The sequence below is a fragment of the Variovorax sp. GW822-FHT04A09 genome (assembly GCF_058801005.1).
The window spans coordinates 434,987-460,278 of the sequence record NZ_JBXAMV010000001.1; the positions used below are offsets into that span (position 1 = coordinate 434,987).

Consider the following 25,292-nt stretch of genomic DNA (forward strand, 5'->3'; position numbering starts at 1 on the left):
TTTCGCGAATTGAGACAGTTGGAAGGAATCGGCATTCGAGAGTTGAGCACTCAGAATGGGGTAGATATTTTTCTTCTGTGGAATGGTTTTTTCGTCTTTTGGTTAATTAGAGGGTGAATTTGGAAATCCTCAAAAGGCCTAAAAGATCTAATGAAAAATGTTACTTATCATCTGATTCTTGGTGCCTGGCTGCAATTATTTCGTGGTTCTTGGCGATCATTGAAATTCAAATGATGTCCATTGTTTTAATGAAATAGAGAGCAATGGGGGTCTAGGTACTTTCCCCTCTGTCAGCGCACGGAGCGCGGGGATGCATTGCGACAATCGCCGGCAAATTTCGGAAAGGCGGTCGCGCCATGGGTACCGGCATTGATCCCGGTTGATTTCCGTCGCGCCGGCGGGAAGGCCTGAGCCGGGTCGGGGCATCGACGCAGCGGGCCCGTCATTTCGTCCGCAATTCACCGTCGGACCGCGGCGCGAATGCTTTGCGGGCACGGGTTTTTCAGGCCGGACGGACGGCGTTTTTCTCGACGCGACCGGCGGATCGTGGGGGCCGCGCCAGGTACCCGGTCCCAGGCAGGCGCTTTGTCACGCTCGCATGCACGCCGGGCAGGGCGCATGGCGCCCTCACCAAAGGGCGCTTCGCTCATGTGTGAAGGCGCGGCGATGCCTAGACTGGCCCTGCCATGCATCGCGAACGGTGATCCTCCCCGTGTGGTGTGGGAGGGGCGAGGACGCAGCAGCGTGCGTGGCCCTGTTGCTGGAGTGCCTGGGCGAAGGCCTGTTGTCGGTGCGCACCGACGACGCCTTCCGCCACGGGCCGCTTGCAGGCGCGTGAGGACGCGCTAGAACGAAGAGATGGAACGAAGGAGTGCAGCCATGGCCACCCAACCCGATCTTCCGTCTCCGATCACGCCCGACCTGCCGGTCGAGCCCGACGAAGGGCCGGAGCACGCGCCCGACGAGCCCACCGACCCCGAGCCGCCGCCGAGCGCGAGGTAGGCCGAACGCCCGTCGCGCCGCGCTAAGCTCGCGCGATGGATGAAATCGATTGCGCCGTCATCGGTGCCGGCGTGGTGGGTCTGGCCGTGGCGCGCGCATTGGCGCTCGCGGGCCGGGAGGTGCTGGTGCTGGAGTCCGAAGGGGCCATCGGCACGGGAACGAGTTCGCGCAACAGCGAGGTGATCCACGCGGGCATCTATTACCCGCAGGGTTCGCTGAAGGCGACGCTGTGCGTCGAAGGACGCGACGCGCTCTACAGCTACGCGCAGGCGCGCGGCGTGCCGCACAGCCGCTGCGGCAAGCTCATCGTGGCGACCTCGGCCGAACAGGTGGGCCAGCTCGACGCGATCCGCGCCAAGGCCGCGGCCAACGGCGTGGATGACCTGGTGCTGCTCACCGCGCAGCAAGCCAACGCGATGGAGCCGCAGCTGCATTGCGTGGCGGCGCTGCATTCACCGAGCACGGGCATCGTCGACAGCCACGCGCTGATGCTGGGCCTGCTCGGCGACCTCGAGAACGCAGGCGGCATGCTGGCGCTCAAGTCGCCCATCGAACGCGCCGAATGCGTGGATGGGGCCGTCGTGCTGATCGCCGCCGACGGCACGGCCCTGCGTTGCCGCACCGTGGTCAATGCCGCGGGGCTGGGCGCGCCGGCGTTGGCGCGCCGCTTCGAAGGCATGCCGGCGTCGATGGTGCCGCGCGAGTACTTCGCCAAGGGCAGCTACTTCACGCTCGCGGGCCGCGCGCCGTTCGGCCGGCTCATCTATCCCGTGCCGGAGCCGGGCGGGCTCGGCGTGCACCTGACGCTGGACCTCGGCGGGCAGGCCAAGTTCGGGCCCGACGTGCAGTGGGTCGAGGCGGCCGACGATCTCGTGGTCGATCCGACGCGCGGCGAGCGCTTCTACGACGAGGTGCGCAGGTACTGGCCGGCCTTGCCCGACGGTGCGTTGATCCCGGGCTATGCGGGCATGCGCCCGAAGATCTCGGGGCCGGATGCGCCCGCGGCCGATTTCGTGATTGCGGGGCCGGCGTCGCATGGGGTGCCGGGGCTGGTCCATCTCTTCGGCATCGAGTCGCCGGGCCTCACCAGTTGCCTGGCCATCGGACGGCATGTCGCGGACCTGCTCGCCGACGCCTGATGCATGCACTCGGGCACAACTGAGCACATCTGTCGCGCATGAGGGGCTTTCGAGCCTGTAACATGACAGCACGCCATATGCTGGCGTGAAGCCGCCGGCGCGGTGCCGGTGTCATCACGGAGGAAAGATTCCAATGAGTGCATCCAACAATCTTGAAGCAGCAGCCGAAGACATCGCAAGCGACGTGCGCGGCGTGCTGGCCAGCAAGGACCTGGATTCGGTTCCCCACATCAAGGCGCTGCGCCAACGCATCGACACCAAGCTCGCCATCGCGCGCGAGCTGGCTTCCGAAAAGAGCAAGCTGGCCGCCAAGAAGGCGCGCCAGGCGGCCACCGCCACCAACACCTACGCCCACGACGAACCTTGGCAGGTTGCCGGCGCCGCACTGGCCGTCGGCGTGCTGGTGGGCCTGTTGCTTGGCCGCCGCTGAGCGTCACTGCACCGGCCTGAGCGCACACCGCCGTCCCTTCGTTCGCCGTCGCCACACTGTGGCCGGCGAGGGCGGAGGCGGCGCATGAGACTGCTGTCCCTGTTCGGGCTCGATGCCCGCATCCGCCGGTTGCGCATCGCCGCCGCCGAAGGTGCGCTGGCGGCCGAGGACCGGGTGCAGTTGCTGCGCATGGCCTGGGAGGACGAGAAGCAGCGCCTGAAGCTGACCCTCGTCCTGGTCGTCGCCGTGCTGGGGCTGACCACCGTCGCGGTGGCACTGCTCTCGATGGCGGTGGTCGTGCATTACTGGGACACGCCGTACCGCGTCACCGCCGCCTGGGTGGTGGCCGGTGTCTGGGTGGTGCTGTGGCTGGCGGCCGTCATCGGCCTGATGCGCAGCCTGAGCAATGCCTCCAACAGCTTCGTTCCGACCTTTCAGGAGTTCGAGCGCGACTGGGCCTGGGTCCAGGACCGCTTCAACCTCGGCAAGGACCCGGAGCTGGACGACGAAGCGCCGCGTCCGCCGCGCCCCGCCACGCGTGAAGAACTGCTGGCCCGCATGGAGCGCCAGCGTGAACGCATCGCCACCCTGCAGGGCGGCCGCGAAACGCAGTCCGCCTCGGGCGAGCCCGTCAATGAATCGGCCGCGGCAACCGCGTTGCGCATTGCGCGCGAACACCCGGTGGCCGCCGGGGTGGTCGCTGCCGCTGCTGTGGCGGTGATCCGTCCGAAGCGGCTGCTGCGCTGGGCCACGGTCATTGCACCGGTGCTCTGGCGCATGCGCTGAGCCACCGGCAGCAAAGAGAAGAACCGGCTCAGGCCTTGCGACGATCCCGTTGCAGCGCCTGGGCCGTTTCGCGGACCAGCCCGGGGCCGCGATAGATCAGGCCGGTGTAGATCTGCACCACGTCCGCGCCCGCGGCGATCTTGGCCTTGGCATCCGCTGCACTCAGGATGCCGCCCACCCCGATGATCGGAAAGTCCTTGCCCAGCGCCGCGCGCAGTTGCGCGATCACGCGGTTGCTGGCTTCGCGCACCGGCGCGCCCGAGAGGCCACCGGCTTCCTGGGCATGGGGCAGGCCGGCCACTGCGTCGCGTGCGAGCGTAGTGTTGGTGGCGATCACGCCGTCCATGCCGTGGCGTTGCAATGTGGCGGCAATCACCGCGACCTGCGCATCGTCGAGGTCGGGGGCGATCTTCACGAACAGCGGCGCGCGCTTGCCGTGGCGCGTGGCCAGCGCTTCGCGCCGTTCGGCCACGGCGCCCAGCAGCGCATCGAGCGCTTCGTCGCTCTGCAGCGAGCGCAGGTTGGCCGTGTTGGGGCTGGAGATGTTGATCGTCACGTAGTCCGCGTGCGGATAGACGCCGTCCAGGCAGGCCAGGTAGTCGTCCACCGCGCGCTCGATCGGCGTGGCCGCGTTCTTGCCGATGTTCAGGCCCAGCAGCATGGGCGACTTGCCGCCGCCGGCCTGCTTGCGAAAGCGCGCCTTCTGCACGTTGGCCAGGAAGGCGTCGAGCCCTTCGTTGTTGAAACCCAGCCGATTGATCAGCGCGTCGCGCTGCGGCAGGCGGAACATGCGCGGCTTCGGGTTGCCGGGCTGGCCCTTGGGCGTGACCGTGCCGACTTCGACGAAACCGAAGCCCATGGCCGCGAAGGCGTCGATGCAGCGGGCGTTCTTGTCCAGCCCGGCGGCCAGGCCGACGCGGTTGGGGAAATTCAGGCCAGCCAGCTGGATCGGGTCTTCGACGCGCGTCGCCGCGTAGGCGCAGGCCAAGGGCGTGTTCTGGGTGCGGGCCAGGCCGTCGAGGGTGATTTCATGGGCGTGCTCGGGGTCGAAACCGAACAGAAAAGGGCGGGCCAGGCCATAGAGCGAAGAGGGCAACAGCAGGGGCATCGGATAATTCTCGACTTCAATGAGCCAAGGATTCTCCGCGATGACCGCACCCGCCTCCCCAACCCCTCTTTCCCAGGATGAACTCAAGGCCCAGGTCGGCCTTGCCGCGCTGGCCTACGTGGTCAAGGGCGAGATCGTCGGCGTGGGCACCGGCTCCACGGTCAACAAGTTCATCGACGCGCTGGCCACGATCAAGGACGAGATCAAGGGCGCCGTCTCCAGTTCGGTCGCGTCCACCGAGCGCCTGCGCGCACTGGGCATCCCGGTGTTCGACAGCAACGAGGTGGAAGAACTGGCCGTCTACATCGACGGCGCCGACGAGATCGACCACCGGGGCTTCATGGTGAAGGGTGGCGGCGCGGCGCTCACGCGCGAGAAGATCGTCGCGGCGCAGTCCAAGCGCTTCGTCTGCATCGCCGACGCCTCCAAGCTGGTCGAGACGCTCGGTGCGTTTCCGCTGCCGGTGGAAGTGATCCCGATGGCCGTGCGCCGCGTGATGCGCCAGTTCGCCGGCCTGGGCGGCATCGCCCAGGTGCGCGAGAAAGACGGCCTGCCGCTGGTGACCGACAACGGCCAGCACATCGTCGACGTGACCGGCCTGCGGATCACCGACCCGCGCGCCTTCGAATCCGAAGTGAGCCAGTGGCCCGGCGTGGTGACGGTGGGGGTCTTCGCCCACCAGAAGGCCGACGTGTGCCTGCTGGGCACGGCGTCGGGCGTGAAGACGTTGCAGTTCGCCGGCTGAACGGCGGCGACGCGGGGCGGGGGCGAGGCCCCGTCCGCCTCTAGAACTTGATGCCGGCCGGGTTGTTCGGGCCCGGTGCGTTCGAGGGTGGTGCCGGCGCGGGGTTCGGCGGCTGCAGGGGCGTGTCGGTCGCACGGGGCGCTGCCGCTGCCGGTGCCTGCTGCGCGACGAGCGGGCGCGCGGCGGGCGGGCGGTAGCCCGGGGGCAGGCTGTTGCTCTTGGGATAGCCGGCCGCATCGAGGTAGCGCGACCATTCCACATCCGAGAAGCCCTTGAGCTGCTGCGACCCGACGGTCAGCAGCGGCAGCGCGTTCTGTCCGCTCAGGCGCTGCAGGGCGTCGACGTCCTCGTTGCTCTTGATGGTGCGTTCCTCGAAGGGAATGCCGCGCGTGGTGAGCAGCGTGCGCGCCTCGTTGCAGGGGCCGCAGCCTTCGCCGCTGTACAGCGTGACGGGATAGCGCTGTGCCACCTGGCGCAGTTCGTAGGGAAGCCCGCTGTTGGCCGGCGCGTTGGCGCTGGCCGGTTGCGGCCTGCCCGTCGGCGCGTTGGTGACGACGGGGGGCTGGTCCGAGAACGTGACCTTGCCGTTCTTGTCGACCTGGCGGTAGACCGCCTGCGCCAGCACGCTGGCGGTCGACAACACGAGGACCAGGCCGATCAGGCCGCGCATCGGGAGTTTGTAAAAAGTCGGATACATATCTCCCGAGTATCGCAAGCTTCAGCGCCGTATCAAGCGGGCTGGGCCTGGGCCATGCCCTGATGTCGCAGCAGCGCATCAAGCTGCGGCTCGCGGCCCCGGAAGGCCTTGAACGAATCCATGGCGCTGCGGCTGCCGCCGGCCTCCAGGATGGCCTGACGGTATCGGCGGCCGGTCTCGATGTTGGGCTCGCCGTCGGCGCCCACGGTTTCCTCGAAGGCCGCGTAGGCGTCGGCGCTCAGCACCTCGGCCCACTTGTAGCTGTAGTAGCCGGCTGCGTAGCCGCCCGAGAAGATGTGGCTGAAGGTGTTCGGGGTGCGGCTGAAGGGCGGCGAGGGCATCACGGCCACTTCGGCGCGCACCTGGCCGAGCAGCGCCATCACCGCGCCCGGCTGGGCGGCGGCGGCCTGGTGCTCGGTGTGCAGCAGCATGTCGAACAGCGAGAACTCGATCTGGCGCAGCGTCTGCAGCCCGCTCTGGAAGTTCTTGGCGGCGGTCATCTTGTCGAAGAGGGCGCGCGGCAGCGGCTCGCCGGTGTCGACGTGGGCCGTCATGTGGGCGAGCACGTCCCACTCCCAGCAGAAGTTCTCCATGAACTGGCTCGGCAGTTCGACCGCGTCCCACTCGACGCCGCTGATGCCCGACACGTCGCGCTCGTTCACCTGCGTGAGCATGTGGTGCAGGCCGTGGCCGAACTCGTGGAAGAGGGTGGTCACGTCGTCGTGCGTGAGCAGCGGCGGCTTGCCGTCGACGCCGCTGGCGAAGTTGCACACCAGCTGCGCGATCGGCGTCTGGAGCACGCCGTCGTCGGGGCGCAGCCAGCGGGCGCGCACGTCGTCCATCCAGGCGCCGCCGCGCTTGGCGGCGCGGGCGGAGGGGTCGAGGTAGAACTGGCCGACCTTCTGGCCGGCGCGCTCGATGCGATAGAACTCGACGCTCGGGTGCCAGGTGGGCGCGCTGTCGCGGCGGATCGACACCTCGAACAGCGTCTCGACGATCTTGAACAGGCCGGCCATCACCTTCGGCGCCGGGAAGTACTGCTTCACCTCCTGTTCGCTGAAGGCATAGCGCGCTTCCTTGAGCTTTTCGCCGACGTAGGTCCAGTCCCAGGCCTGCGGGTCGACGAGGTTCAGCTGCTCGGTGGCGAAGGCGCGCAGGTCGGCCAGGTCGCGCTCGCCGTAGGGCTTGGCCTTGGCGGCGAGGTCGCGCAGGAACTTGACGACCTGCTCGGGCGATTCGGCCATCTTGGGCACGACCGAGAGTTCGCCGAAATTCTTGTAGCCCAGCAGCTTCGATTCTTCCTCGCGCAGCGCGAGGATCTCGGTGATGAGCGCGGTGTTGTCGAACTTCGGGTCGCCGAGTTCGCTGGCGCGCGTGACGTAGGCGCGGTACAGGGTTTCGCGCAGCGCGCTGCTCTTGGCGAACTGCATCACCGGCAGGTAGCACGGCATCTTGAGCGTGAGCTTGTAGCCCTTCTTGCCTTCGGCCTCGGCGGCCGCGCGCGCGGCGCTCACCACGTCTTCGGGCACGCCGTCGAGTTCACCGAGCTGCGCGTAGTGCGCGAAGGCGTCGGTGGCGTCGAGGGCGTTCTCGCTGAACTTCTGGCTCAGCTCGGCCTGGCGTTCCTGGATGTCGGCAAAGCGCTGCTTGGCCTCGCCCTGCAGCTCGGCGCCGCCGAGCACGAAGTTGCGCACGGCGTTCTTGTGCGCCTGGCGCTGCTCGGGGTTGAGCGTGGCCGGGTCGATGGCCTTGTACTTGGCGTACAGGCGCTCGTCGGAGCCCAGGCGGGTCCAGAAGGCGGTGACGCGCGGCATGGCCTCGTTGTAGGCGGCGCGCAGCTCGGGCGTGTCGGCCACGGCGTTGAGATGGCCCACGGCGCCCCAGGCGCGGCTGAAACGTTCGGAGGCCACGTCGAGCACCTTCGAGATCGCGATCCAGTCGGCCGGGAATTCGGGCGCCGTCACCGTCTGCAGCGCGGCCTCGGCATCGGCCAGCAGCGCGTCGACCGCGGGCGACACGTGTTCGGGCTTGATGCGGTCGAACAGGGGGAGGTCGGTGAAGTCGAGGAGCGGATTGGTCATGTGAAAGATCCTGGGCGAGCGTAGCGAAGCCATTTCGGGAACCACCGCGGAACCGGCTTTGCCGGGCCGCCGGTGGTGCCCCTTGAGGGGAGGCGGCTACACGCAGTGAGCCAACAACGGGATGGTTCTTATCTTGCGGCGCGTTCGGCCGCTTCAAGGGTGTTGACGAGCAGCATCGCGCGCGTCATGGGGCCGACGCCGCCGGGCACGGGGGTGATCCAGCCGGCCACTTCCTTCACGCCGTCGAAATCGACGTCGCCGGCCAGCTTGCCGTCGGCCTTGCGGTTCATGCCCACGTCGATGACGACGGCGCCGGGCTTCACCATGTCGGCGGTCAGCAGGTCGAGCTTGCCCACGGCGGCGACGACCACGTCGGCCTGGCGCGTGAGGGCTCCCAGGTCTTTCGTGGCGCTGTGGCAGACGGTCACGGTGGCGCTCTTGGCCAGCAGCATCATGGCCATGGGCTTGCCGACGATGTTGCTGCGGCCGATGACCACGGCGTGCTTGCCGCGCAGGTCGTAGCCGATCGATTCGAGCATCTTCATGCAGCCGTGCGGCGTGCAGGGCCAGAAGCCCGGGGCGCCGGTCATCAGCGCGCCGGCGCTGGCCACGTGGAAGCCGTCGACGTCCTTGGCGGGCGAGATGGTCTCGATGACCTTCTGGCTGTCCATGTGCTTGGGCAACGGCAATTGAACGAGGATGCCGTGCACCTTCGGATCGTCGTTGAGGGCGCGGATGCGCGCCAGCAGGTCGGCCTCGCTCAGGTCGGCGGGGTAGGTCTCGAGCGTGGCCGAGAGGCCGGTCTCGGTGCTGTCGTTGACCTTGTGCTTGGTGTAGACCTGGCTCGCCGGATCGCTGCCCACCAGGATGATGGACAGGGCCGGGTTCACGCCGCGGGCCTTCAGCGCAGCGGTGCGGCCGGACACCTCGGCGCGGATGGTTTTGGCGAGGGCGTTGCCGTCGATCAGTTGGGCGGTCATCGGTTTTGATTTTCCAAGTAAAAACGCCCGCTTGCGCAGGCGTGGGGAAGGTGCGTGGCTATCGCAGGGATAGCTGCAGCTCAGGAGGCCTTGGCGGCTGGGGCCGCTTGCCCGAGCGCGATCTTGAGCAGATCGGCCACGGTGTTGGCGTTGAGCTTTTCCATGATGTTGGCGCGGTGCGCCTCCACCGTCTTGATGCTGATGCCCAGGTCGTCGGCGATCTGCTTGTTCAGGCGGCCGGCGACGATGCGCTCGAGAACCTGCGCCTCGCGGCCCGTGAGCTTGGACAGCAGTGCGTCGCGGCTGGCCGACTGCTGGTGCTGTGTGAAGGCGCCACGTGCGTGCTCAAGCATGCGCTCGACCAGCGACACCAGCTCTTCGTCGTTGAAGGGCTTCTGGATGAAATCCATGGCGCCCTTCTTCATGCTGTCGACCGCCATCGGCACGTCGCCGTGGCCGGTGATGACCACGATCGGCAACGGAGAGCGCCGTTCGATCAGTCGATCCTGCAATTCGAGGCCGGTCATGCCGGCCATGCGGATATCGACGATCAGACAGGCGACTTCGCGCGGGTCGTATCGGGAGAGAAAGGATTCGGCGGACTCGAAACAGCGGACTCTGTAGTCCTTGCCTTCGAGCAGCCATTGCAGCGAATCGCGTACGGCTTCGTCGTCATCGACGACATAGACCGTGCCCTTCTTCGGAATCAAACTCATGCAGGTACCTTTGCCTCGTCGCTTGCTACGGAACTGATAGCGTCCAACACCGGAATCCAGAAGGAAAAACGGCATCCGATCACATCCGGGCCATTGTAGATGTTCTCCGCCTGCATCCGGCCGCGGTGCGACTCGACGATGGTGCGGCACAGGTTGAGCCCGATGCCCATGCCTTCGGGCTTGGTGGAGAAGAAGGCCTCGTAGAGCCGGTCCATGACCTCGGGCGAGAGACCCTTGCCCGTGTCCTGCACCGAGAACTCGATGGCATTGTGCCCCTCGATCACCTTGGGCAGCACGCGCAATTCGACGCTGCGGCGCGCCAGCGGGCGGTCGGCGATGTCGATGGATTCGGCCGCGTTCTTCAGCAGGTTGACCATCACCTGTTCGATGAGGATCGGGTCGACGCGCACCACCGGCAGCCGCGCGGCCACGTAGTGGTTCAGGCGCACGTTGCGCCGGCGCAGCTCGATGCCCGCGAGTTCGACCGCCTCGCTCACCATGGTGGCGACGTCGGCCGGCGTGCGGTTGGGTTCGCTGCGCTTCACGAAGGAGCGGATGCGCTGGATGATCTGGCCCGCGCGCTGCGCCTGCTTCGAGGTTTTCTCGAGTGCGGCGAGCAGGGCGTCGTTGTCGATCGTCTGGCCCTTGATGCGCGACATCATCCCGTTGCAGTAGTTGGCGATGGCGGTGAGCGGCTGGTTGAGCTCGTGCGCCACGCTCGATGCCATTTCGCCCATGGTGATCAGGCGGCTCGCGGCCTGGGCCTTGTCGGCCTGCGCGGCGGCTTGCTCTTCGGCGTCGCGGCGCGGCGTGATGTCGGTGGCGATCACCAGTTGCGCCAGGCGCCCGTCGACCCAGGTCAGGTAGCGCGAGCGCACCTCGAGCCACTTGCCCAGGTGCGGCACGAAGATCTCGTTGTTCGCTGTCTGGGCGGCGGTGAGGGTGTCGATGGGCAGGCCGGCGTAGGGGTCGACGTCGTCCAGGCCTTCGTCGTGCGCGTTCGACGGCGGCACGCCGGCTTGCGCCACCATGCCCAGGTGGCCCACGGTGTCGGAGCCGAACCACAGGCGGTACAGCTTGTTGGCGAACAGCAGCTCCTCGCTGCCGATGGGCGCCACCGACACGGCGGCGTCGAGCGCTTCGAGCACGGTGGTGAAGCGTTCGTACGAGGCGGACAGCTGCTCGCGGATGCGCGTCGGTTCGGTGATGTCGGTCATCGACGTCATCCAGCCGGTCTGGTGGCCGCGCGCGTCGATCAGCGGCGACACATACAGGCGCGCGTTGAACACGCTGCCGTTCTTGCGCTTCACGCGCACCTGGAAGCCGCCGGGCAGGGCGCGGCCGTGCAGCTCTTCTTCGAGGCGCTCGTTCATCACCTCGCGGTCGGATTCGAGCCAATAGGGGAAGGGCGGCGTCTGGCCGACGAGTTCGTCTTCGCTCCAGCCCGTCATGGCGCAGAACGCGGCGTTCACGTAGGTGATGCGGCCTTGCAAATCGAGCACGCGCATGCCGGTGAGCATGGAGTTCTCCATCGCGCGGCGGAAGTTGGTTTCGGCCACCAGCCGCTGCTGCGCCTGCAGGCGGCGGCGCGTGTGGCGCCAGGTGCCGATCAGCATCCAGCTGGTCATCACGCTGAGGGCGCATACGAGCCAGAAGAGGCCGTTGCCCACCACGCCCTGCGAGGTGCGGTAGGCCTGCGCGCGCAGCATCAGCGCATTGCCCACGGGCGACACCGGCACTTCGTATTCGTTGGTGGCTTCGGTCCAGGGCAGCAGGCGGGTGCCGCTGTTCTTCAGCGGCGTGGTGTTGCCGGCGATGACGTTGCCCTTGGCGTCGAGCAGCGAGACGGCGTAGCGCGCCTGCACTTCGGAGGGCATGCCGTAGCGCAGCAGGCCGTCGATCGAGAACTCGCCGAGCACGACGCCGGCGAACAGGCCCTGGTCGAACAGCGGGATGTGCAGCTGCAGCATCGCGGCCGGTTCACCGCCGGCCACGGGCTGCGAGTACACCGGCTGGCGCAGCTCGCGCGCCAAGGCGTAATTGCTTTCGATGTCGCCGGGGCGCAGCACGTCGCCGATCAGGTGCTGTTGCGCCGGATGCACGCTGGGCGCGGCATAGCCGGCCTTGAAGCGACGGCGGTCATCGATCCAGCTGATGGTCTGCAGCTCGGGGAACTGGCTCACCAACGACTCGGCGCGGCTCGTGAACTCGACCGGATCGATCTCGCGGTTGGAGGCATCGCGCGCGATGCGCATCAGCTGTTCCTGCCGCTCCAGCAGGCGCAGGCGCATGCGCTGTTGCGCGTACTCGACATCGCGCCGCACCGACTCCTGCTCGCGCTCGACTTCTTCAGAACGCAGGTACCAGAACGCCGACACGATGGCCGCGAGAAACAGCAGCACGGCCGCCATCGGCGCGAGCATCGCGACGGCGTCCTGCAGCACCGGTGTCTGCTTGCGCCACCACGTGCGCCACCAGGACAGCGGCGAGGCTTTGACGGCACTGCGGGCGACCGCAAGCGGGGAGGAAAGGGGCATGGGCGGAGTTTAGGTGATGGCCCTCGCGGGCAAGAGGCCCTGCCGGGGACGTGCTTCCTTGATATTTCATAATAAGAAATCAACAAGCACTATTTGAAATAGGGAAACTTCTATGCGAAACTCCGGCGCGCTCGGTGCCCAGCGCACTAAATTACAGCCACAGCCCTAAAAGGAGAGACAAGCATGTCGGCAAATCCCGAGAACCTGTTCGGCTCGGCCGCAAACGATGCGGACGCCCAGGAGACGCGTGAATGGATGGATGCACTGTCTTCCGTCATCCAGAGCGAAGGGCCCGAGCGGGCGCACTTCCTGCTCGAACAACTGCTCGAACATGCGCGCCAGAACAGCGTCGACATGCCGTTCTCGGCCAACACCGGCTACGTGAACACCATCGAGCCGGGCGTGGAAGCCCGCAGCCCCGGCAACCTCGAGATCGAACAGCGCCTGCGCGCCTACATGCGCTGGAACGCCATGGCCATGGTGGTCAAGGCCAACCGCATCCACCCGCCCGAAGGCGGTGACCTGGGCGGCCACATCGGCTCCTTCGCCTCGCTGGCCAGCATGTTCGGCGCCGGTTTCAACCACTTCTGGCACGCCGAGAGCGAAAACCACGGCGGAGACCTGCTGTACATCCAGGGCCACGTGTCGCCCGGCATCTACGCCCGCGCCTACCTCGAAGGCCGCCTCTCCGAAGACCAGCTGCTCAACTTCCGCCAGGAAGTGGACGGCAAGGGCCTGTCGAGCTACCCGCACCCGAAGCTGATGCCCGAGTTCTGGCAGTTCCCCACGGTGTCGATGGGCCTGGGCCCGCTGATGGCGATCTACCAGGCGCGCTTCCTGAAGTACCTGCACGCCCGCGGCATCGCCAACACAGAGAACCGCAAGGTCTGGGTGTTCTGCGGCGACGGTGAAATGGACGAAGTCGAATCGCTCGGCGCCATCGGCCTGGCCGCGCGCGAGAACCTCGACAACCTGATCTTCGTCATCAACTGCAACCTGCAGCGCCTGGACGGCCCGGTGCGCGGCAACGGCAAGATCATCCAGGAGCTCGAAGGCGAGTTCCGCGGCGCCAACTGGAACGTCATCAAGCTGATCTGGGGCAAGGGCTGGGACGCCCTGCTCGAGAAGGACCATGACGGCGCGCTGCGCAAGATCATGATGGAGTGCAACGACGGCGACTACCAGTCGTTCAAGGCCAACGACGGCGCCTACGTGCGAAAGAACTTCTTCGGCCGCGACCCGCGCACGCTGAAGATGGTCGAGCACCTGACCGACGACGAGGTCTGGAACCTGCAGCGCGGCGGCCACGACTCGCAGAAGGTGTACGCCGCCTTCCACGCCGCCCAGAACCACAAGGGCCAGCCCTCGGTGCTGCTCGTCAAGACCGTCAAGGGCTTCGGCATGGGCAAGATCGGCGAAGGCAAGAACACGGTCCACCAGACCAAGAAGCTCGGCGACGAGGACATCAAGGCCTTCCGCGACCGCTTCAACATCCCGATTCCCGACAGCCAGATCGCCGAGCTGCCGTTCTACAAGCCGGCCGACGACACGCCGGAAATGCGCTACCTGCACGAGCGCCGCAAGGCCCTGGGCGGTTACCTGCCGCACCGCCGCGTCAAGGCCGACGAGAGCTTCACGGTGCCCTCGCTCGACACCTTCAAGGCGGTGATGGAACCCACGGCCGAAGGCCGCGAGATCTCGACCACGCAAGCCTACGTGCGCTTCCTCACGCAGCTGCTGCGCGACAAGGCCCTGGGCCCGCGCGTCGTGCCCATCCTGGTGGACGAGGCCCGCACTTTCGGCATGGAAGGTTTGTTCCGCCAGATCGGCATCTATAACCCGCACGGTCAGCAGTACACCCCGGTCGACAAGGACCAGGTCATGTACTACAAGGAAGACAAGGCCGGCCAGATCCTGCAAGAGGGCATCAACGAAGCCGGCGGCATGTCCAGCTGGATCGCGGCGGCCACCTCGTACAGCACGAACAACCGCATCATGGTGCCGTTCTACGTGTACTACTCGATGTTCGGTTTCCAGCGCATCGGCGACCTGGCCTGGGCGGCCGGCGACATGCAGGCCCGCGGCTTCCTGCTGGGCGGCACCTCGGGACGCACCACGCTGAACGGCGAAGGCCTGCAGCACGAAGACGGTCACAGCCACATCCTGGCCAACACCATCCCGAACTGCGTGAGCTACGACCCGACCTTCGCGCACGAAGTCGGCGTGATCCTGCACCACGGCTTGAAGCGCATGGTCGAGAAGCAGGACAACGTCTACTACTACCTGACGCTGCTCAACGAGAACTACGCGATGCCCGGCCTGCAGCCCGGCACCGAAGAGCAGATCATCAAGGGCATGTACCTGTCCAAGCAGGGCCCGGTGGTCAAGGCCGCCAAGGGCGCCAAGGAAGCGCCGACCGTGCAACTGCTGGGCAGCGGCACCATCCTGCGCGAGAGCTTCGCCGCGCAAGAACTGCTCGAGAAGGAATGGGGCGTGTCGGCTTCGGTGTGGAGCTGCCCGAGCTTCAACGAGCTGACCCGCGACGGCCAGGACGCCGACCGCTGGAACCTGCTGCACCCCGACCAGACGCCGCGCGTGCCCTTCGTGGCCGAGCAGCTCGGTGCCTCGACCGGCCCGGTGATCGCGTCGACCGACTACATGAAGGCCTACGCCGAGCAGATCCGTCCTTTCGTGCCGAAGGGCCGCAACTACAAGGTGCTGGGCACCGACGGTTTCGGTCGCAGCGACTTCCGCGCCAAGCTGCGCGAACACTTTGAGATCAATCGTCACTACATCGTCGTGGCCGCGCTCAAGGCGCTGAGCGAAGATGGCACCGTGCCGGTGGCCAAGGTGGTGGAAGCGATCAAGAAGTACGGCATCAATGTCGACAAGGTCAACCCGCTCTACGCTTGAACATCAACAACCAACGAACGAACGGCGCCTGACGGCGGGAGACAACGATATGGCAGCAGTGGAAGTGAAAGTGCCCGACATCGGCGACTTCGATGAAGTCGCGGTGATCGAGGTGCTCGTGAAGGTGGGCGACACGGTCAAGGCCGAGCAGTCGCTCATCACGGTCGAATCGGACAAGGCGTCGATGGAAATCCCGTCGTCCGCGGCCGGTGTGGTCAAGGAAATCAAGATCGCCGTGGGCGACAAGGTCAAGGAAGGCTCGGTGGTGTTGGTGGTCGAGGCCGAGGGCGCGGCTGCCGCCGCCCCGGCGCCGGCCGCTGCGCCTGCTGCCGCGGCACCCGCTGCGGCGGTTGCAGCGCCTGCGCCCGCCGCAGCAGCACCGGCGGCCTCGGGCCCGGTCGACATCAAGGTGCCGGACATCGGCGACTTCAAGGACGTCGCGGTCATCGAGCTGCTGGTGAAGGTGGGTGACACCATCGCCGCCGAGCAGTCGCTCATCACGGTGGAGTCGGACAAGGCCTCGATGGAAATCCCGTCGTCGGCCGCCGGCGTGCTGAAGGAACTCAAGGTCAAGGTCGGCGACACCGTCAACATCGGCGACCTGATCGCGGTGCTCGAAGGCGCCGCAGGCGCTGCTGCACCCGCATCGGCGCCCGCGCCGGCACAGGCGGCGGCTGCCGCGCCCGCCGCCGCAACCGCCAGCGCTCCTGCACCGGCCGCCGCCGCACCGGCAGCCGCCGCTCCGGCCCACCAGCCGACGTCGGCTCCCACCGGCAGCCTGCCGCACGCCTCGCCCTCGGTGCGCAAGTTCGCACGCGAACTCGGCGTGCCGCTCGAAGAGGTCAAGGGTTCCGGCCTCAAGGGCCGCATCACGCAGGAAGACGTCCAGAACTTCACCAAGGCCGTGATGAGCGGCCAGGCCAGCACCAAGGCCTCGGCGGCCAAGGCGCCGGCAGGTGGTGGTGACGGCGCGGCGCTGGGCCTCATTCCGTGGCCCAAGGTCGACTTCACGAAGTTCGGCACTGTCGAGCGCAAGGACCTGTCGCGCATCAAGAAGCTCAGCGGCGCGAACCTGCACCGCAACTGGGTGATGATCCCGCACGTCACCAACAACGACGAAGCCGACATCACCGAGCTCGAGGCCTTCCGCGTCTCCACCAACAAGGAGAACGAGAAGTCGGGCATCAAGGTCACGATGCTCGCCTTCGTGATCAAGGCGGTGGTCGCGGCGCTGAAGAAATTCCCCGACTTCAACACCAGCCTGGACGGCGACCAGCTCGTCTACAAGCAGTACTACAACATCGGCTTCGCGGCCGACACGCCCAACGGGCTCGTGGTGCCGGTGCTGAAAGACGCCGACAAGAAGGGCATCCTGCAGATCAGCGCCGAGATGGGCGAACTCGCCAAGAAGGCACGCGACGGCAAGCTCGGCTCGGCCGACATGCAGGGCGGCTGCTTCTCGATCAGCTCGCTCGGCGGCATCGGCGGTACGCACTTCACGCCTATCATCAACGCCCCCGAAGTGGCCATCCTCGGCCTCTCCAAGGGTCAGATGAAGCCGGTGTGGGACGGCAAGCAGTTCGTGCCGCGTCTCACGCTGCCGCTGTCGCTGTCGTACGACCACCGCGTGATCGACGGCGCCCTGGCTGCGCGTTTCAACGCCTACCTGGGCCAGGTGCTCGCGGACTACCGTCGCATCCTGCTATGACCACGGTTGTGGCCGTCCGAAAGGGTGGCCAGGTCACGATGGCGGCCGATTCGCTGGTGACCTTCGGCGACACGCGCATGTCGCACAACGCCGAAGCGAACCAGAAGATCTTCACCGTCGAGGATGCCGCGGGCCAGAGCCTGTTCGCGGTGGCGGGCGCCGCCGCGCACCAGCTGGTGCTCCAGCATGCGCTGGCGGCCCAGCCGCGCGAGGCGCTGCAGTTCGGCAGCAAGCACGAGGTGTTCCACACCTTCACGCAGCTGCATCCGGTGCTGAAGGACTCGTTCTTCATGCAGACCAAGGAAGACGAGCACGAGCCCTACGAGTCGAGCCAGTTCACCATGCTGCTGGCCAACCCGAGCGGCATCTACGGCATCTACAGCTACCGCGAGGTGTTCGAGTTCAAGCAGTACTGGGCCATCGGCTCGGGACGCAGCTTCGCGCTCGGCGCCATGCACGCGGCCTATGACAACAAGTCGCGCAACGCGCGCGACGTGGCGGAGGCGGGCATCGCCGCCGCCTGCGAATTCGATCGCAATTCGGCCCTGCCGGCCGACGTTCTCACACTCAAACTGAAAGTGTCCAAATGAGCGAACAACACATCAAGGTGCCGGACATCGGCGACTTCGACGAAGTCGCGGTGATCGAGGTGCTGGTCAACGTCGGCGACACGGTCAAGGCCGAGCAGTCGCTCATCACGGTCGAATCGGACAAGGCCTCGATGGAAATTCCCTCGTCGGCGGCCGGCGTGGTGAAGTCGCTGGCCGTGAAGGTGGGCGACAAGGTCAAGGAAGGCTCGGTCGTGCTGACGCTCGAAGTCGACGGGGCCGCCGCGCCCGCGCCGGCTGCTGCGGCACCCGCACCTGCGGCCGCTGCTGCGCCTGCGCCCAAGGCGGCTGCATCAGCCCCCGCCGCGGCAGCGTCCGTGGTGGTGTCCAGCTACGGCGGCAAGGTCGATGTCGAGTGCGACGTGGTCGTGCTGGGTGCCGGCCCCGGCGGCTACTCGGCCGCCTTCCGCGCGGCCGACCTCGGCCTGAAGGTCGTGCTGATCGAACGCTACGCCACGCTCGGCGGCGTGTGCCTGAACGTCGGCTGCATTCCCTCCAAGGCGCTGCTGCACGTGGCTTCCGTCATGGACGAGGTGAAGCACTTCGCCGACCTGGGCGTGAGCTTCGCCGCGCCCACGGTCGACCGCGCCAAGCTGCTCGGCCACAAGAACAAGGTGGTGGGCAAGCTCACCGGCGGCCTCACGGCCATGGCCAAGATGCGCAAGGTGACGGTGCTGCGCGGCGTCGGCAACTTCATCGACCCGTACCACCTGGAAGTCGAAGAGACCTCCGGCACGAGCTGGGACACCACCGGGAAAAAGCAGACCGTCAAGTTCCGCAACGCGATCATCGCGGCCGGTTCGCAGTCGGTGAGCCTGCCCTTCATGCCGAAGGACCCGCGCGTGGTCGACTCGACCGGCGCGCTCGAGATGGGCACCGACCCCAAGCGCATGCTGGTGCTGGGCGGCGGCATCATCGGCCTCGAAATGGGCACGGTGTATTCGACGCTGGGCGCGCGCCTCGATGTGGTCGAGATGCTCGACGGCCTGATGCAGGGCGCCGACCGCGACCTCGTGAAGGTCTGGCAGAAGATGAACGCGCCGCGCTTCGACAACATCATGCTCAAGACCAAGACGGTCGGCGCCGAAGCCACGAAGGAAGGCATCAAGGTCACTTTCGAGGGCGAGAACGCACCGAAGGAACCGCAGGTGTACGACCTCGTGCTGCAGGCCGTGGGCCGCAGCCCGAACGGCAAGAAGATCGGCGCCGAGAAGGCCGGCATCACGGTGAGCGACCGCGGCTTCATTCCGGTCGACATCCAGATGCGCACCAATGTGCCGCACATCTTCGCCATCGGCGACATCGTGGGCCAGCCCATGCTGGCGCACAAGGCGGTGCACGAGGCGCATGTGGCGGCTGAAGTGATCGCCGGCGAGCAGAAGGGCGACAAGGAGCTGTCCAGCGCCGCCTTCAACGCCCGCGTGATTCCCAGCGTGGCCTACACCGACCCCGAAGTGGCATGGGTCGGCCTCACCGAAGACCAGGCCAAGGCCGAAGGCATCAAGGTCAAGAAGGGCCACTTCCCGTGGACCGCATCGGGCCGCGCCATCGCCAACGGTCGCGACGAAGGCTTCACCAAGCTGCTGTTCGACGCCGAGACGCACCGCATCCTGGGTGGCGGCATCGTCGGCACGCATGCCGGCGACATGATCGGCGAGATCGCGCTGGCCATCGAGATGGGCGCAGACGAGATCGACATCGGCAAGACCATCCATCCGCACCCGACACTGGGCGAAAGCATCGGCATGGCGGCGGAAGTGGCGCACGGTACGTGTACCGACCTGCCGCCGGCGAAGAAGGCGGCCTGATCGATAGGCGCTACGGCGCCCTATGGCGCCGATCGAGCGCCCACAAAAAATCCCGCCGCGGCGGGATTTTTTTCGTCCGGGATTCGGCGAAATCGAATCAGTCGCTGGCGGTGCCCATGGCTGCTGCTTTGACCTCGTCGCCCTGGCCGCTGAGCACGCGGCGGGCGCCGTCGAAGCGGCGCTGCCAGTAGCTGCCGTTCATGTCTTCGACACGGACCTGGGCACCGGAGCGGGGGGAATGGATGAACTTGCCTTCGCCGACGTAGATGCCGACGTGGCTGAAGGTGCGGCGCATGGTGTTGAAGAACACGAGGTCGCCGGGCTTGAGCTGGCTGCGGTCGATCTTCTCGGTGGCGGCGGCCTGTTCTTCGGCGCGGCGCGGGAGCACGTGGCCCACCGTCTGGTTGTACATGGCGCGGACGAAGCCGCTGCAGTCGAAACCGGATTCGGCGGTGTTGCCGCCACGGCGGTAAGGAACGCCGAGGAAACCGATGGCGGTCACGACGAGGTCGGACGTGCGCTCTGCGACGGTCTGGCGAACCTGATGGAACTGGCCGACCAGGCCGCGTTCGGCAAGGATTCGGTCCATCTCATCCGATCGATCCTGTTGAGGGGGGGCGGCGTGGACGGCCACGGCGAACAGGAGGGATACGGGTAGGACGAAAAAACGCATGGCGCGTAGGATATTGATGACGCGCAGTTATGTCAATTTAATCTGAATTGTTGAATGCTTGCGTAAACCATTGATTCACATGAACTTTTTCGATCCGGCCGAAGAAAAAATGTAACGGTGAACGTTTATGCGGCATAAGGATTCGAATGTAAACGCCTTGGTCAATATGACTTCGCGGTCTTAAAAGTCGATATGTGCGTTTCATTTGTTGTCAAGATGGCCTCAAATTCAGGAAATCTTCATGAACTTGCGAAATTTCTCCTTTCGTCGCTCCCTGGGAAGCCTCGTGGTGCTCGCGGGTTGCGGCCTGGCTGGCGCGGCCATGGCGCAAGTGCGTGCCGAAACCGTCGCTTCCGGTCTTGAGAACCCCTGGGGCGTCGCCTTCCTGCCGGACGGGCGTTTCGTGGTCACCGAGAAGCCGGGGCGCCTGCGCCTGGTGGCGGCCGACGGCAAGCTGGGCGCGCCGATCCAGGGTCTGCCGCCCGTCGCGGCGGGCGGGCAGGGCGGGCTGCTCGACGTGCTGGCTGACAGCGGCTTCGCGCAGAACCGCACCCTGTACTTCTGCTATTCGGAACCCGAGGCGGCCGGCGGATCGGCCAACAGCACCGCGCTCGCACGCGCCCGCCTGTCGACCGACGGCACGAAGCTGGAAGTATTGAAAGTCATCTTCAGCCAGAAGCCCAAGGTCGCGAGCCGCGCGCACTTCGGCTGCCGCATCGTCGAGGCCCGTGACGGCAACCTGTTCCTCGCGCTCGGCGACCGATTCAGCCGCAAGGACGATGCGCAGACGCTCGACAACCACCACGGCAAGGTGGTGCGCATCGGCAAGGACGGCAGCGTGCCGAAGGACAACCCTTTCGTCGGCAAGCCGGGGGCGCTGCCCGAGATCTGGAGCTACGGCCATCGCAACAGTCAGGGCGCGACGCTCGCGCCCGATGGTCGCTTCTGGATGACGGAGCACGGCCCGCAGGGCGGCGACGAGATCAACATCCCGCGCGCCGGCGTCAACCACGGCTGGCCGGTGATCACTTATGGCGAGAACTACGGCGGCGGCAAGATCGGCGAGGGCATCACCCGCAAGGACGGCATGGAACAGCCGCTGCACTACTGGGTGCCGTCGATCGCGCCCTCGGGCATGGCCTTCCTCACCAGTGACCGCTATGGCGCCGGCTGGAAGGGCAACCTGTTCGTGGGCTCGCTGAAGTTCGGTTATCTCGACCGCATCGAGCTGAAGGACGACAAGGTGGTTGCCGAGCACAAGCTGCTGGCCGATGGCCGGGCCCGCATCCGCGACGTGAAGCAGGGGCCGGATGGCCTGCTCTACGTGCTCACCGACGAGTCCGACGGCAAGCTGCTGCGCCTGCGGCCGAACTGAAGGGCGCCTCAGCCCGGGCAGCCCGGCAGCGGCAGCGTCGGCAGCAGGCGGCGCCAGAGCCGCCGCCACTCGGGCCAGTCGTGCCCGCCTTCGGTCGTGACCACGCGTTCCGCCGGCAGCGCCCCGGCCAGCAGCCGGTGGCTGAAGGCGAAGCGGTCGTCGAGTGCGTAGCCCAGGTACAGCGGCGGCCGGTCGCCGAAGGTGCGGGTGTGGCCGACGTAGCCGCGCAGCCATTGCCACAGCTGCGTGTCGCTGGGCGTGCGCGGGTCGCTGCCCGGTGGCGCGTCGAGCGGGCCGCGCCAGCGCGCCACGCCGCCGGCATTGGCGATGTCCTGGCTCAGCACGCGTTCGCCTAGGTACGGCGCCAGCACGACCAGGCCGGCGAGGTCGCCGGGGTGCGTCTGGGCATACAGCAGTCCACCGAAACCGCCGACCGAGATGCCCGCGACCCAGATCGCCTTGTAGCCCTGGCGGCGCGCCGGTGCGATCACGTCCTGCGCCAGCCGGTCGAGGATGGTCTTGTTCCGGTAATAGCCCATGTGGGCGTCGACGCGCAGGGTGTCGACCGCGAGCCGGTTCTCGTTCAGTGCGTCGATGAAGCCTTCGCGCACGAACTCCTCGGGCGCCGAGTAGGCGCCGGGCAGCAGCACGATCAGCGTGTCGGCGCTGCGGGTGCAACTGCTCTTTTCCAGTGTGGTGGCCAGCGGGGCCTCGGCGGCACGCAACCCGCCGCAGCCGGCGAGCAGCAGCAACGAGGCGGCGCCGAAGAGCAGGGCGAGGCGGCGGCGCAGGAGCGACAGGGTCTGCATCCGCCGGAGTCTAGGTGCGCGACACCGGAACCGGCAGGTCGACCATCACGGGTTGCCCCGGCACGGTGCAGCCGGTGTCGCAGCACTTGCCGGGCTGGCGGTTCTTCGTGATGGCGCGTTGCGGGTCGTGCGGCGCGGCGGTCGGCGTGCCGTCGGCTGCGATGCCGCGCTCGAGCAGCCGCTCGACCAGCTCGACCTTCGATCCCACCGGGTAGTTGCGCCAGATCTCCTGCTTCATCGCCGCCGGCGAGCCGCCGCCGTGCAGGCTGATCACGCTGTACCAGCCGCCCTGGTAGCCGGCCGTGAGGTCTTCGATGAAGCGGGCCGTCTCGATGCGCTGTTCGTAGGGAATGGCGGGGTTGGCGCGCAGCACGTCGGACAGCCGCGCCGCGGTCTCGGGGTTGTGGTCCTCGTCCGGGCCGGGCAGGGTGACGATGAGGCCGCCGCTCACGTAGTGCGCGATGCGGTGCATGTCGTAGATCTTCGTGGCCAGCAGCAGCTTGCCGATGTTGCTGAACACCGGGTCGGGCATGAAGACCTCGCAATGGTCGTCAGCCTTGCCGTAGACACTGGCCGCCACGCCGCAGGCAAAGAAGCTCTCGGTGATGGTGATGAGTTCGACCATCTGCTCGCGCAGGTGGCTTTCCTTGCCGGGGTCGAAGCCGTTGGCCTCGCACATCAGCGCGCCGGCGCCGATCAACAGGTCGCCGAAGCCGGCGCGGGCCGCGATGCAGCTGTGGCGGTGGTGCGTGGCGTAGCTGTAGGTCAGGTGGCCCGAGTGCTCCCATTCGCCGGCGTAGAACACGCGTTCCCACGGCACGAACACGCGGTCGAACATGCACACGCCGGTGCTCTGGCCGTACTTGCGGCTGAACAGGGCGTCGCCGTGCTCCAGCTTCTCGCCGGGGCGCCCGGCGGGCCGCGCGACGATGGTGAGGCCGGGTGCATCGAGCGGCACGGCGCAGCAGACCGCGAAGTCGGCGTCTTCCTTGCCCATGTTGCGGCAGGGCATGACCAGCAACTCGTGCACATAGGGCGCGCCGGTCACGATGGCCTTGGTGCCCGAGATGACGATGCCGCGCGCGTTGCGCTCGACCACGTGCAGGTAGCTGTCGACGTTCGCCTGCTCATGCGGACGGCGGCTGCGGTCGCCCTTGGCGTCGGTCATGGCGACGCCCAGGGTCAGGTCCTGGTCCTGGATGCGGTGAAGGTACTCGCGGAAGCGGGCCGTGTGCTCGGTGCTGCCGCGCGCGTCGTCGATGCGCGCCGACACCTGCGCGATGGCGTTGAGCGCGTCGTGCGTCAGGTAGCGCTGGGCGCAGCCGGTTTCCTGGCAGACCAGCCGCACGGCCTCGAGCTTGTTGAGCAGGTCGCCCGAACTCGTGTTGATGTGCGAGAGCCGGTTCACGCGCTTGCCGCTGGTGTGCTGCGCGGCGGTCATGAGTGGGGCGTACTCGGACTTCAGCGCGTGGTCGTAGGTGAGGGCGATGGCGTTGATGCCGGGCTGGAAGGCGGGCTCGTCGGCCACGCTGGCGACGCGGCGGCCGTCGACGAACACGGTGGGCGTGTAGCGGCGCAGCGATTCACGGTAGTCGGCGCCGGACATGAGGAGGGCGTCGGAAGGCGGGGCGTTCATGCGTGTTGTCTCCAGGGGCTCGTGGGGGTTTTGGGGCCGTTGGCGTGAAGACTTAAACACTGTTCAATTTTTAGATCAACGTTCGAAAAAATGATCGTCGACCAGATCGAGGGCTATAGTCCCGCCCATGCACGCCAAGCTCCAACGCCGCCAGACCCTCACCGACGCCCGCCGCGCCCTGGTGCTCGACGCCGCCCGAGCGGTGTTCGCCGAGGCGGGCATCGAGGGCGCGAGCATCCGTGAAATCGCGAAGAAAGCCGGCTACACGCCGGGCGCCATCTATTCGTACTTCGAGAGCAAGGAGGCGATCTACGCGGCCTTGCTCGACGAGTCGCTGCTGCGCCTGCAGGCTGCGGTGGCCGAGGTGGCGGTGTCCGAGCGCCGGCCCGACCAGACCCTGGCCGCCAAGGCTCAAGCCTGGTTCGACTTCTACGCGGCGAACCCGCGCGACCTCGACCTCGGCTTCTATCTGGTGCACGGCATGCGGCCCCGAGGGCTCACGCACGCGCTCGACCACGAACTGAACGACCGCCTCTACGACGCCCTGCGCCCCTGCGAGGAGGCGCTGATGGCCCTGGGCCTCGATGCCGACCTCGCGCAGCAGGAGAACACGGCGCTGTTCGCGCACGGCGTCGGCCTGCTGCTGATGCAGCACACGGGGCGCATCCGCATGTTCAGGCAGTCGGCCGATGCGCTGTTCAAGACCTACCTCGCGCAGCTGGTGCAGCGATCGACCCCTGCCGCAACGGCGGAAGACGGTGCAAAACCCGCGCTTTTCGGTGGTACGGTTCAGCCCAGTTCAACCGATACCTGAAAGAAGAAGTCCATGCTGCTCGACGCCACGCAATCCCAACTCGTCCTGGTCGATTACCAGGCGCGGCTGATGCCGGCGATCTTCGAAGGCGAGGCGGCAGCGCGCAATGCGGCGCGCCTGGGCCAGATGGCGCAATGGGTCGACGTGCCGGTCTGGGGCACCGAGCAGAACCCGTCCAAGCTGGGCGAGAACCTGCCCGAGATCCGCGCCTTCTGCCGCAAGACGCTGGCCAAGATGCATTTCAGCGGCGTGGAAGAGGGGCTCGGCGAATGGCTGCGTCCGCCCGCCAAGGCGGCACCGCAGGGCAATGCCCGCAGCCTGCCCAAGCACCTGCAGAAGCCCCCGGCCGCGGCCGAAGAGCGCAACACCATCGTCATCGCCGGCTGCGAAGCCCATGTCTGCCTGCTGCAGACCGCGCTCGACCTGCTCGAGGACGAGTTCGACGTGTGGGTCGTCACCGACGCCTGCAGCTCGCGCACCGAGCGCAACCGCGACGCGGCCTTCGACCGCCTGGCTGGCGCGGGCGCGGAACTCGTGACCACCGAGATGGTCGGCTTCGAGTGGCTGCGCACCGCCGAGCATCCGGCGTTCCGCGACCTGCAGGCACTGATCCGCTAGTCCGCTGATTCACTGAATTGCTGTTGAAGGGCGGCCCGGCAAGGGTGCCGCCCGGATTGCCGCGGCTGTCAGCTTCCCGCAAGATCGGTCCCCATAATTATGAATTCAG

Annotated in this window: 21 protein-coding genes; 12 read left to right on the top strand and 9 right to left on the bottom strand. The window is 67.0% G+C overall.

Annotated elements, in window-relative coordinates; all coding sequences use genetic code 11:
- Positions 1–879 precede the first annotated feature (879 nt).
- The 4 genes from AC1RLW_RS01820 (at position 880) to AC1RLW_RS01835 (ending at position 3,357) form a co-directional block, all read left to right on the top strand.
- Positions 880–1,002, top strand: coding sequence for a hypothetical protein (locus AC1RLW_RS01820; protein WP_062479916.1), 123 nt, complete (start codon positions 880–882; stop codon positions 1,000–1,002).
- A 35-nt stretch (positions 1,003–1,037) separates the two neighbouring features.
- The gene (locus tag AC1RLW_RS01825) at positions 1,038–2,141 is read left to right on the top strand and encodes an NAD(P)/FAD-dependent oxidoreductase (RefSeq protein ID WP_493192067.1); all 1,104 of its coding nucleotides are present in this window, start codon (positions 1,038–1,040) and stop codon (positions 2,139–2,141) included.
- A 133-nt stretch (positions 2,142–2,274) separates the two neighbouring features.
- Positions 2,275–2,571 carry a glycine zipper domain-containing protein gene (locus AC1RLW_RS01830; RefSeq protein ID WP_056580064.1) on the top strand — a complete coding sequence of 99 codons (297 nt, stop codon included), beginning with the start codon at positions 2,275–2,277 and terminating at the stop codon, positions 2,569–2,571.
- Positions 2,572–2,655: 84 nt separating this feature from the next.
- Positions 2,656–3,357 (top strand): phage holin family protein, encoded by a 702-nt coding sequence (locus AC1RLW_RS01835; protein ID WP_493192068.1) that lies wholly within the window; start codon positions 2,656–2,658, stop codon positions 3,355–3,357.
- 28 nt (positions 3,358–3,385) lie between these two features.
- On the opposite strand, the gene AC1RLW_RS01840 is transcribed toward AC1RLW_RS01835, so the two are convergent.
- Entirely contained in the window at positions 3,386–4,465 is a 1,080-nt protein-coding gene (locus tag AC1RLW_RS01840; RefSeq protein WP_139704919.1) for a quinone-dependent dihydroorotate dehydrogenase, read from the bottom strand.
- Positions 4,466–4,505: 40 nt separating this feature from the next.
- Here AC1RLW_RS01840 and rpiA point away from each other — a divergent pair, with 40 nt between their 5' ends.
- Positions 4,506–5,210: a ribose-5-phosphate isomerase RpiA gene (rpiA, locus tag AC1RLW_RS01845; RefSeq protein ID WP_095745673.1), complete on the top strand. Its 705-nt coding sequence runs from the start codon at positions 4,506–4,508 to the stop codon at positions 5,208–5,210.
- A 40-nt stretch (positions 5,211–5,250) separates the two neighbouring features.
- On the opposite strand, the gene AC1RLW_RS01850 is transcribed toward rpiA, so the two are convergent.
- The 5 genes from AC1RLW_RS01850 to AC1RLW_RS01870 all read right to left on the bottom strand — a co-directional run bounded on the left by AC1RLW_RS01850 (position 5,251) and on the right by AC1RLW_RS01870 (position 12,221).
- The gene (locus AC1RLW_RS01850) at positions 5,251–5,880 is read right to left on the bottom strand and encodes a glutaredoxin family protein (protein WP_493192069.1); all 630 of its coding nucleotides are present in this window, start codon (positions 5,878–5,880) and stop codon (positions 5,251–5,253) included.
- A gap of 59 nt (positions 5,881–5,939) precedes the next feature.
- The gene (locus AC1RLW_RS01855; protein ID WP_493192070.1) at positions 5,940–7,988 is read right to left on the bottom strand and encodes a M3 family metallopeptidase; all 2,049 of its coding nucleotides are present in this window, start codon (positions 7,986–7,988) and stop codon (positions 5,940–5,942) included.
- 128 nt (positions 7,989–8,116) lie between these two features.
- Entirely contained in the window at positions 8,117–8,968 is an 852-nt protein-coding gene (folD, locus tag AC1RLW_RS01860; RefSeq protein WP_493192071.1) for a bifunctional methylenetetrahydrofolate dehydrogenase/methenyltetrahydrofolate cyclohydrolase FolD, read from the bottom strand.
- Between the two features lie 80 nt (positions 8,969–9,048).
- Positions 9,049–9,684 (bottom strand): response regulator transcription factor, encoded by a 636-nt coding sequence (locus AC1RLW_RS01865; RefSeq protein ID WP_056580071.1) that lies wholly within the window; start codon positions 9,682–9,684, stop codon positions 9,049–9,051.
- Positions 9,681–12,221 carry a PAS domain-containing sensor histidine kinase gene (locus AC1RLW_RS01870; protein WP_062479933.1) on the bottom strand — a complete coding sequence of 847 codons (2,541 nt, stop codon included), beginning with the start codon at positions 12,219–12,221 and terminating at the stop codon, positions 9,681–9,683. Before AC1RLW_RS01870 ends, AC1RLW_RS01865 begins: the two co-directional genes overlap by 4 nt.
- Positions 12,222–12,404: 183 nt before the next feature.
- Here AC1RLW_RS01870 and aceE point away from each other — a divergent pair, with 183 nt between their 5' ends.
- The 4 genes from aceE to lpdA are packed head-to-tail and all read left to right on the top strand — an operon-like array spanning position 12,405 to position 19,258.
- Positions 12,405–15,134, top strand: coding sequence for a pyruvate dehydrogenase (acetyl-transferring), homodimeric type (gene aceE, locus AC1RLW_RS01875; RefSeq protein ID WP_062479935.1), 2,730 nt, complete (start codon positions 12,405–12,407; stop codon positions 15,132–15,134).
- 49 nt (positions 15,135–15,183) lie between these two features.
- On the top strand, positions 15,184–16,842 hold the full coding sequence (gene aceF, locus AC1RLW_RS01880) for a dihydrolipoyllysine-residue acetyltransferase (RefSeq protein ID WP_493192072.1): 1,659 nt from the start codon (positions 15,184–15,186) through the stop codon (positions 16,840–16,842).
- Positions 16,839–17,432: an Ntn hydrolase family protein gene (locus AC1RLW_RS01885; protein ID WP_095745669.1), complete on the top strand. Its 594-nt coding sequence runs from the start codon at positions 16,839–16,841 to the stop codon at positions 17,430–17,432. The genes aceF and AC1RLW_RS01885 overlap by 4 nt, the downstream gene beginning before the upstream one ends.
- Positions 17,429–19,258 carry a dihydrolipoyl dehydrogenase gene (lpdA, locus tag AC1RLW_RS01890; protein WP_307635574.1) on the top strand — a complete coding sequence of 610 codons (1,830 nt, stop codon included), beginning with the start codon at positions 17,429–17,431 and terminating at the stop codon, positions 19,256–19,258. Before AC1RLW_RS01885 ends, lpdA begins: the two co-directional genes overlap by 4 nt.
- 97 nt (positions 19,259–19,355) lie before the next feature.
- Here lpdA and AC1RLW_RS01895 read toward each other — a convergent pair whose 3' ends face one another.
- Positions 19,356–19,931 (bottom strand): C40 family peptidase, encoded by a 576-nt coding sequence (locus tag AC1RLW_RS01895; protein WP_062480809.1) that lies wholly within the window; start codon positions 19,929–19,931, stop codon positions 19,356–19,358.
- Between the two features lie 322 nt (positions 19,932–20,253).
- On the opposite strand from AC1RLW_RS01895, the gene AC1RLW_RS01900 reads away from it, so the two are divergent.
- Positions 20,254–21,306, top strand: a complete 1,053-nt coding sequence (locus tag AC1RLW_RS01900; RefSeq protein ID WP_493193047.1) for a PQQ-dependent sugar dehydrogenase — start codon at positions 20,254–20,256, stop codon at positions 21,304–21,306.
- An 8-nt stretch (positions 21,307–21,314) separates the two neighbouring features.
- Here AC1RLW_RS01900 and AC1RLW_RS01905 read toward each other — a convergent pair whose 3' ends face one another.
- Together AC1RLW_RS01905 and AC1RLW_RS01910 are read right to left on the bottom strand one after the other, a co-directional pair.
- Entirely contained in the window at positions 21,315–22,115 is an 801-nt protein-coding gene (locus AC1RLW_RS01905; protein WP_493192073.1) for an alpha/beta hydrolase, read from the bottom strand.
- 10 nt (positions 22,116–22,125) lie between these two features.
- A complete protein-coding gene (locus tag AC1RLW_RS01910) occupies positions 22,126–23,751 on the bottom strand; it encodes a 4-hydroxyphenylacetate 3-hydroxylase family protein (RefSeq protein WP_493192074.1) in 1,626 nt (541 codons plus the stop codon).
- A gap of 127 nt (positions 23,752–23,878) precedes the next feature.
- Between AC1RLW_RS01910 and AC1RLW_RS01915 the strand changes: the two genes are divergently transcribed.
- Both AC1RLW_RS01915 and AC1RLW_RS01920 read left to right on the top strand, forming a co-directional pair.
- Entirely contained in the window at positions 23,879–24,565 is a 687-nt protein-coding gene (locus AC1RLW_RS01915) for a TetR/AcrR family transcriptional regulator (RefSeq protein ID WP_493192075.1), read from the top strand.
- 12 nt (positions 24,566–24,577) lie between these two features.
- Positions 24,578–25,183: an isochorismatase family protein gene (locus AC1RLW_RS01920; protein ID WP_062480816.1), complete on the top strand. Its 606-nt coding sequence runs from the start codon at positions 24,578–24,580 to the stop codon at positions 25,181–25,183.
- Positions 25,184–25,292: the final 109 nt, after the last annotated feature.

Coding starts and splice junctions, on each gene's coding strand:
- AC1RLW_RS01820 (WP_062479916.1), top strand. CDS start 880: ATGGCCACCCAACCCGATCTTCCGTCTCCGATCACGCCCGACCTGCCG.
- AC1RLW_RS01825 (WP_493192067.1), top strand. CDS start 1,038: ATGGATGAAATCGATTGCGCCGTCATCGGTGCCGGCGTGGTGGGTCTG.
- AC1RLW_RS01830 (WP_056580064.1), top strand. CDS start 2,275: ATGAGTGCATCCAACAATCTTGAAGCAGCAGCCGAAGACATCGCAAGC.
- AC1RLW_RS01835 (WP_493192068.1), top strand. CDS start 2,656: ATGAGACTGCTGTCCCTGTTCGGGCTCGATGCCCGCATCCGCCGGTTG.
- AC1RLW_RS01840 (WP_139704919.1), bottom strand. CDS start 4,465: ATGCCCCTGCTGTTGCCCTCTTCGCTCTATGGCCTGGCCCGCCCTTTT.
- rpiA (WP_095745673.1), top strand. CDS start 4,506: ATGACCGCACCCGCCTCCCCAACCCCTCTTTCCCAGGATGAACTCAAG.
- AC1RLW_RS01850 (WP_493192069.1), bottom strand. CDS start 5,880: ATGCGCGGCCTGATCGGCCTGGTCCTCGTGTTGTCGACCGCCAGCGTG.
- AC1RLW_RS01855 (WP_493192070.1), bottom strand. CDS start 7,988: ATGACCAATCCGCTCCTCGACTTCACCGACCTCCCCCTGTTCGACCGC.
- folD (WP_493192071.1), bottom strand. CDS start 8,968: ATGACCGCCCAACTGATCGACGGCAACGCCCTCGCCAAAACCATCCGC.
- AC1RLW_RS01865 (WP_056580071.1), bottom strand. CDS start 9,684: ATGAGTTTGATTCCGAAGAAGGGCACGGTCTATGTCGTCGATGACGAC.
- AC1RLW_RS01870 (WP_062479933.1), bottom strand. CDS start 12,221: ATGCCCCTTTCCTCCCCGCTTGCGGTCGCCCGCAGTGCCGTCAAAGCC.
- aceE (WP_062479935.1), top strand. CDS start 12,405: ATGTCGGCAAATCCCGAGAACCTGTTCGGCTCGGCCGCAAACGATGCG.
- aceF (WP_493192072.1), top strand. CDS start 15,184: ATGGCAGCAGTGGAAGTGAAAGTGCCCGACATCGGCGACTTCGATGAA.
- AC1RLW_RS01885 (WP_095745669.1), top strand. CDS start 16,839: ATGACCACGGTTGTGGCCGTCCGAAAGGGTGGCCAGGTCACGATGGCG.
- lpdA (WP_307635574.1), top strand. CDS start 17,429: ATGAGCGAACAACACATCAAGGTGCCGGACATCGGCGACTTCGACGAA.
- AC1RLW_RS01895 (WP_062480809.1), bottom strand. CDS start 19,931: ATGCGTTTTTTCGTCCTACCCGTATCCCTCCTGTTCGCCGTGGCCGTC.
- AC1RLW_RS01900 (WP_493193047.1), top strand. CDS start 20,254: ATGGCGCAAGTGCGTGCCGAAACCGTCGCTTCCGGTCTTGAGAACCCC.
- AC1RLW_RS01905 (WP_493192073.1), bottom strand. CDS start 22,115: ATGCAGACCCTGTCGCTCCTGCGCCGCCGCCTCGCCCTGCTCTTCGGC.
- AC1RLW_RS01910 (WP_493192074.1), bottom strand. CDS start 23,751: ATGAACGCCCCGCCTTCCGACGCCCTCCTCATGTCCGGCGCCGACTAC.
- AC1RLW_RS01915 (WP_493192075.1), top strand. CDS start 23,879: ATGCACGCCAAGCTCCAACGCCGCCAGACCCTCACCGACGCCCGCCGC.
- AC1RLW_RS01920 (WP_062480816.1), top strand. CDS start 24,578: ATGCTGCTCGACGCCACGCAATCCCAACTCGTCCTGGTCGATTACCAG.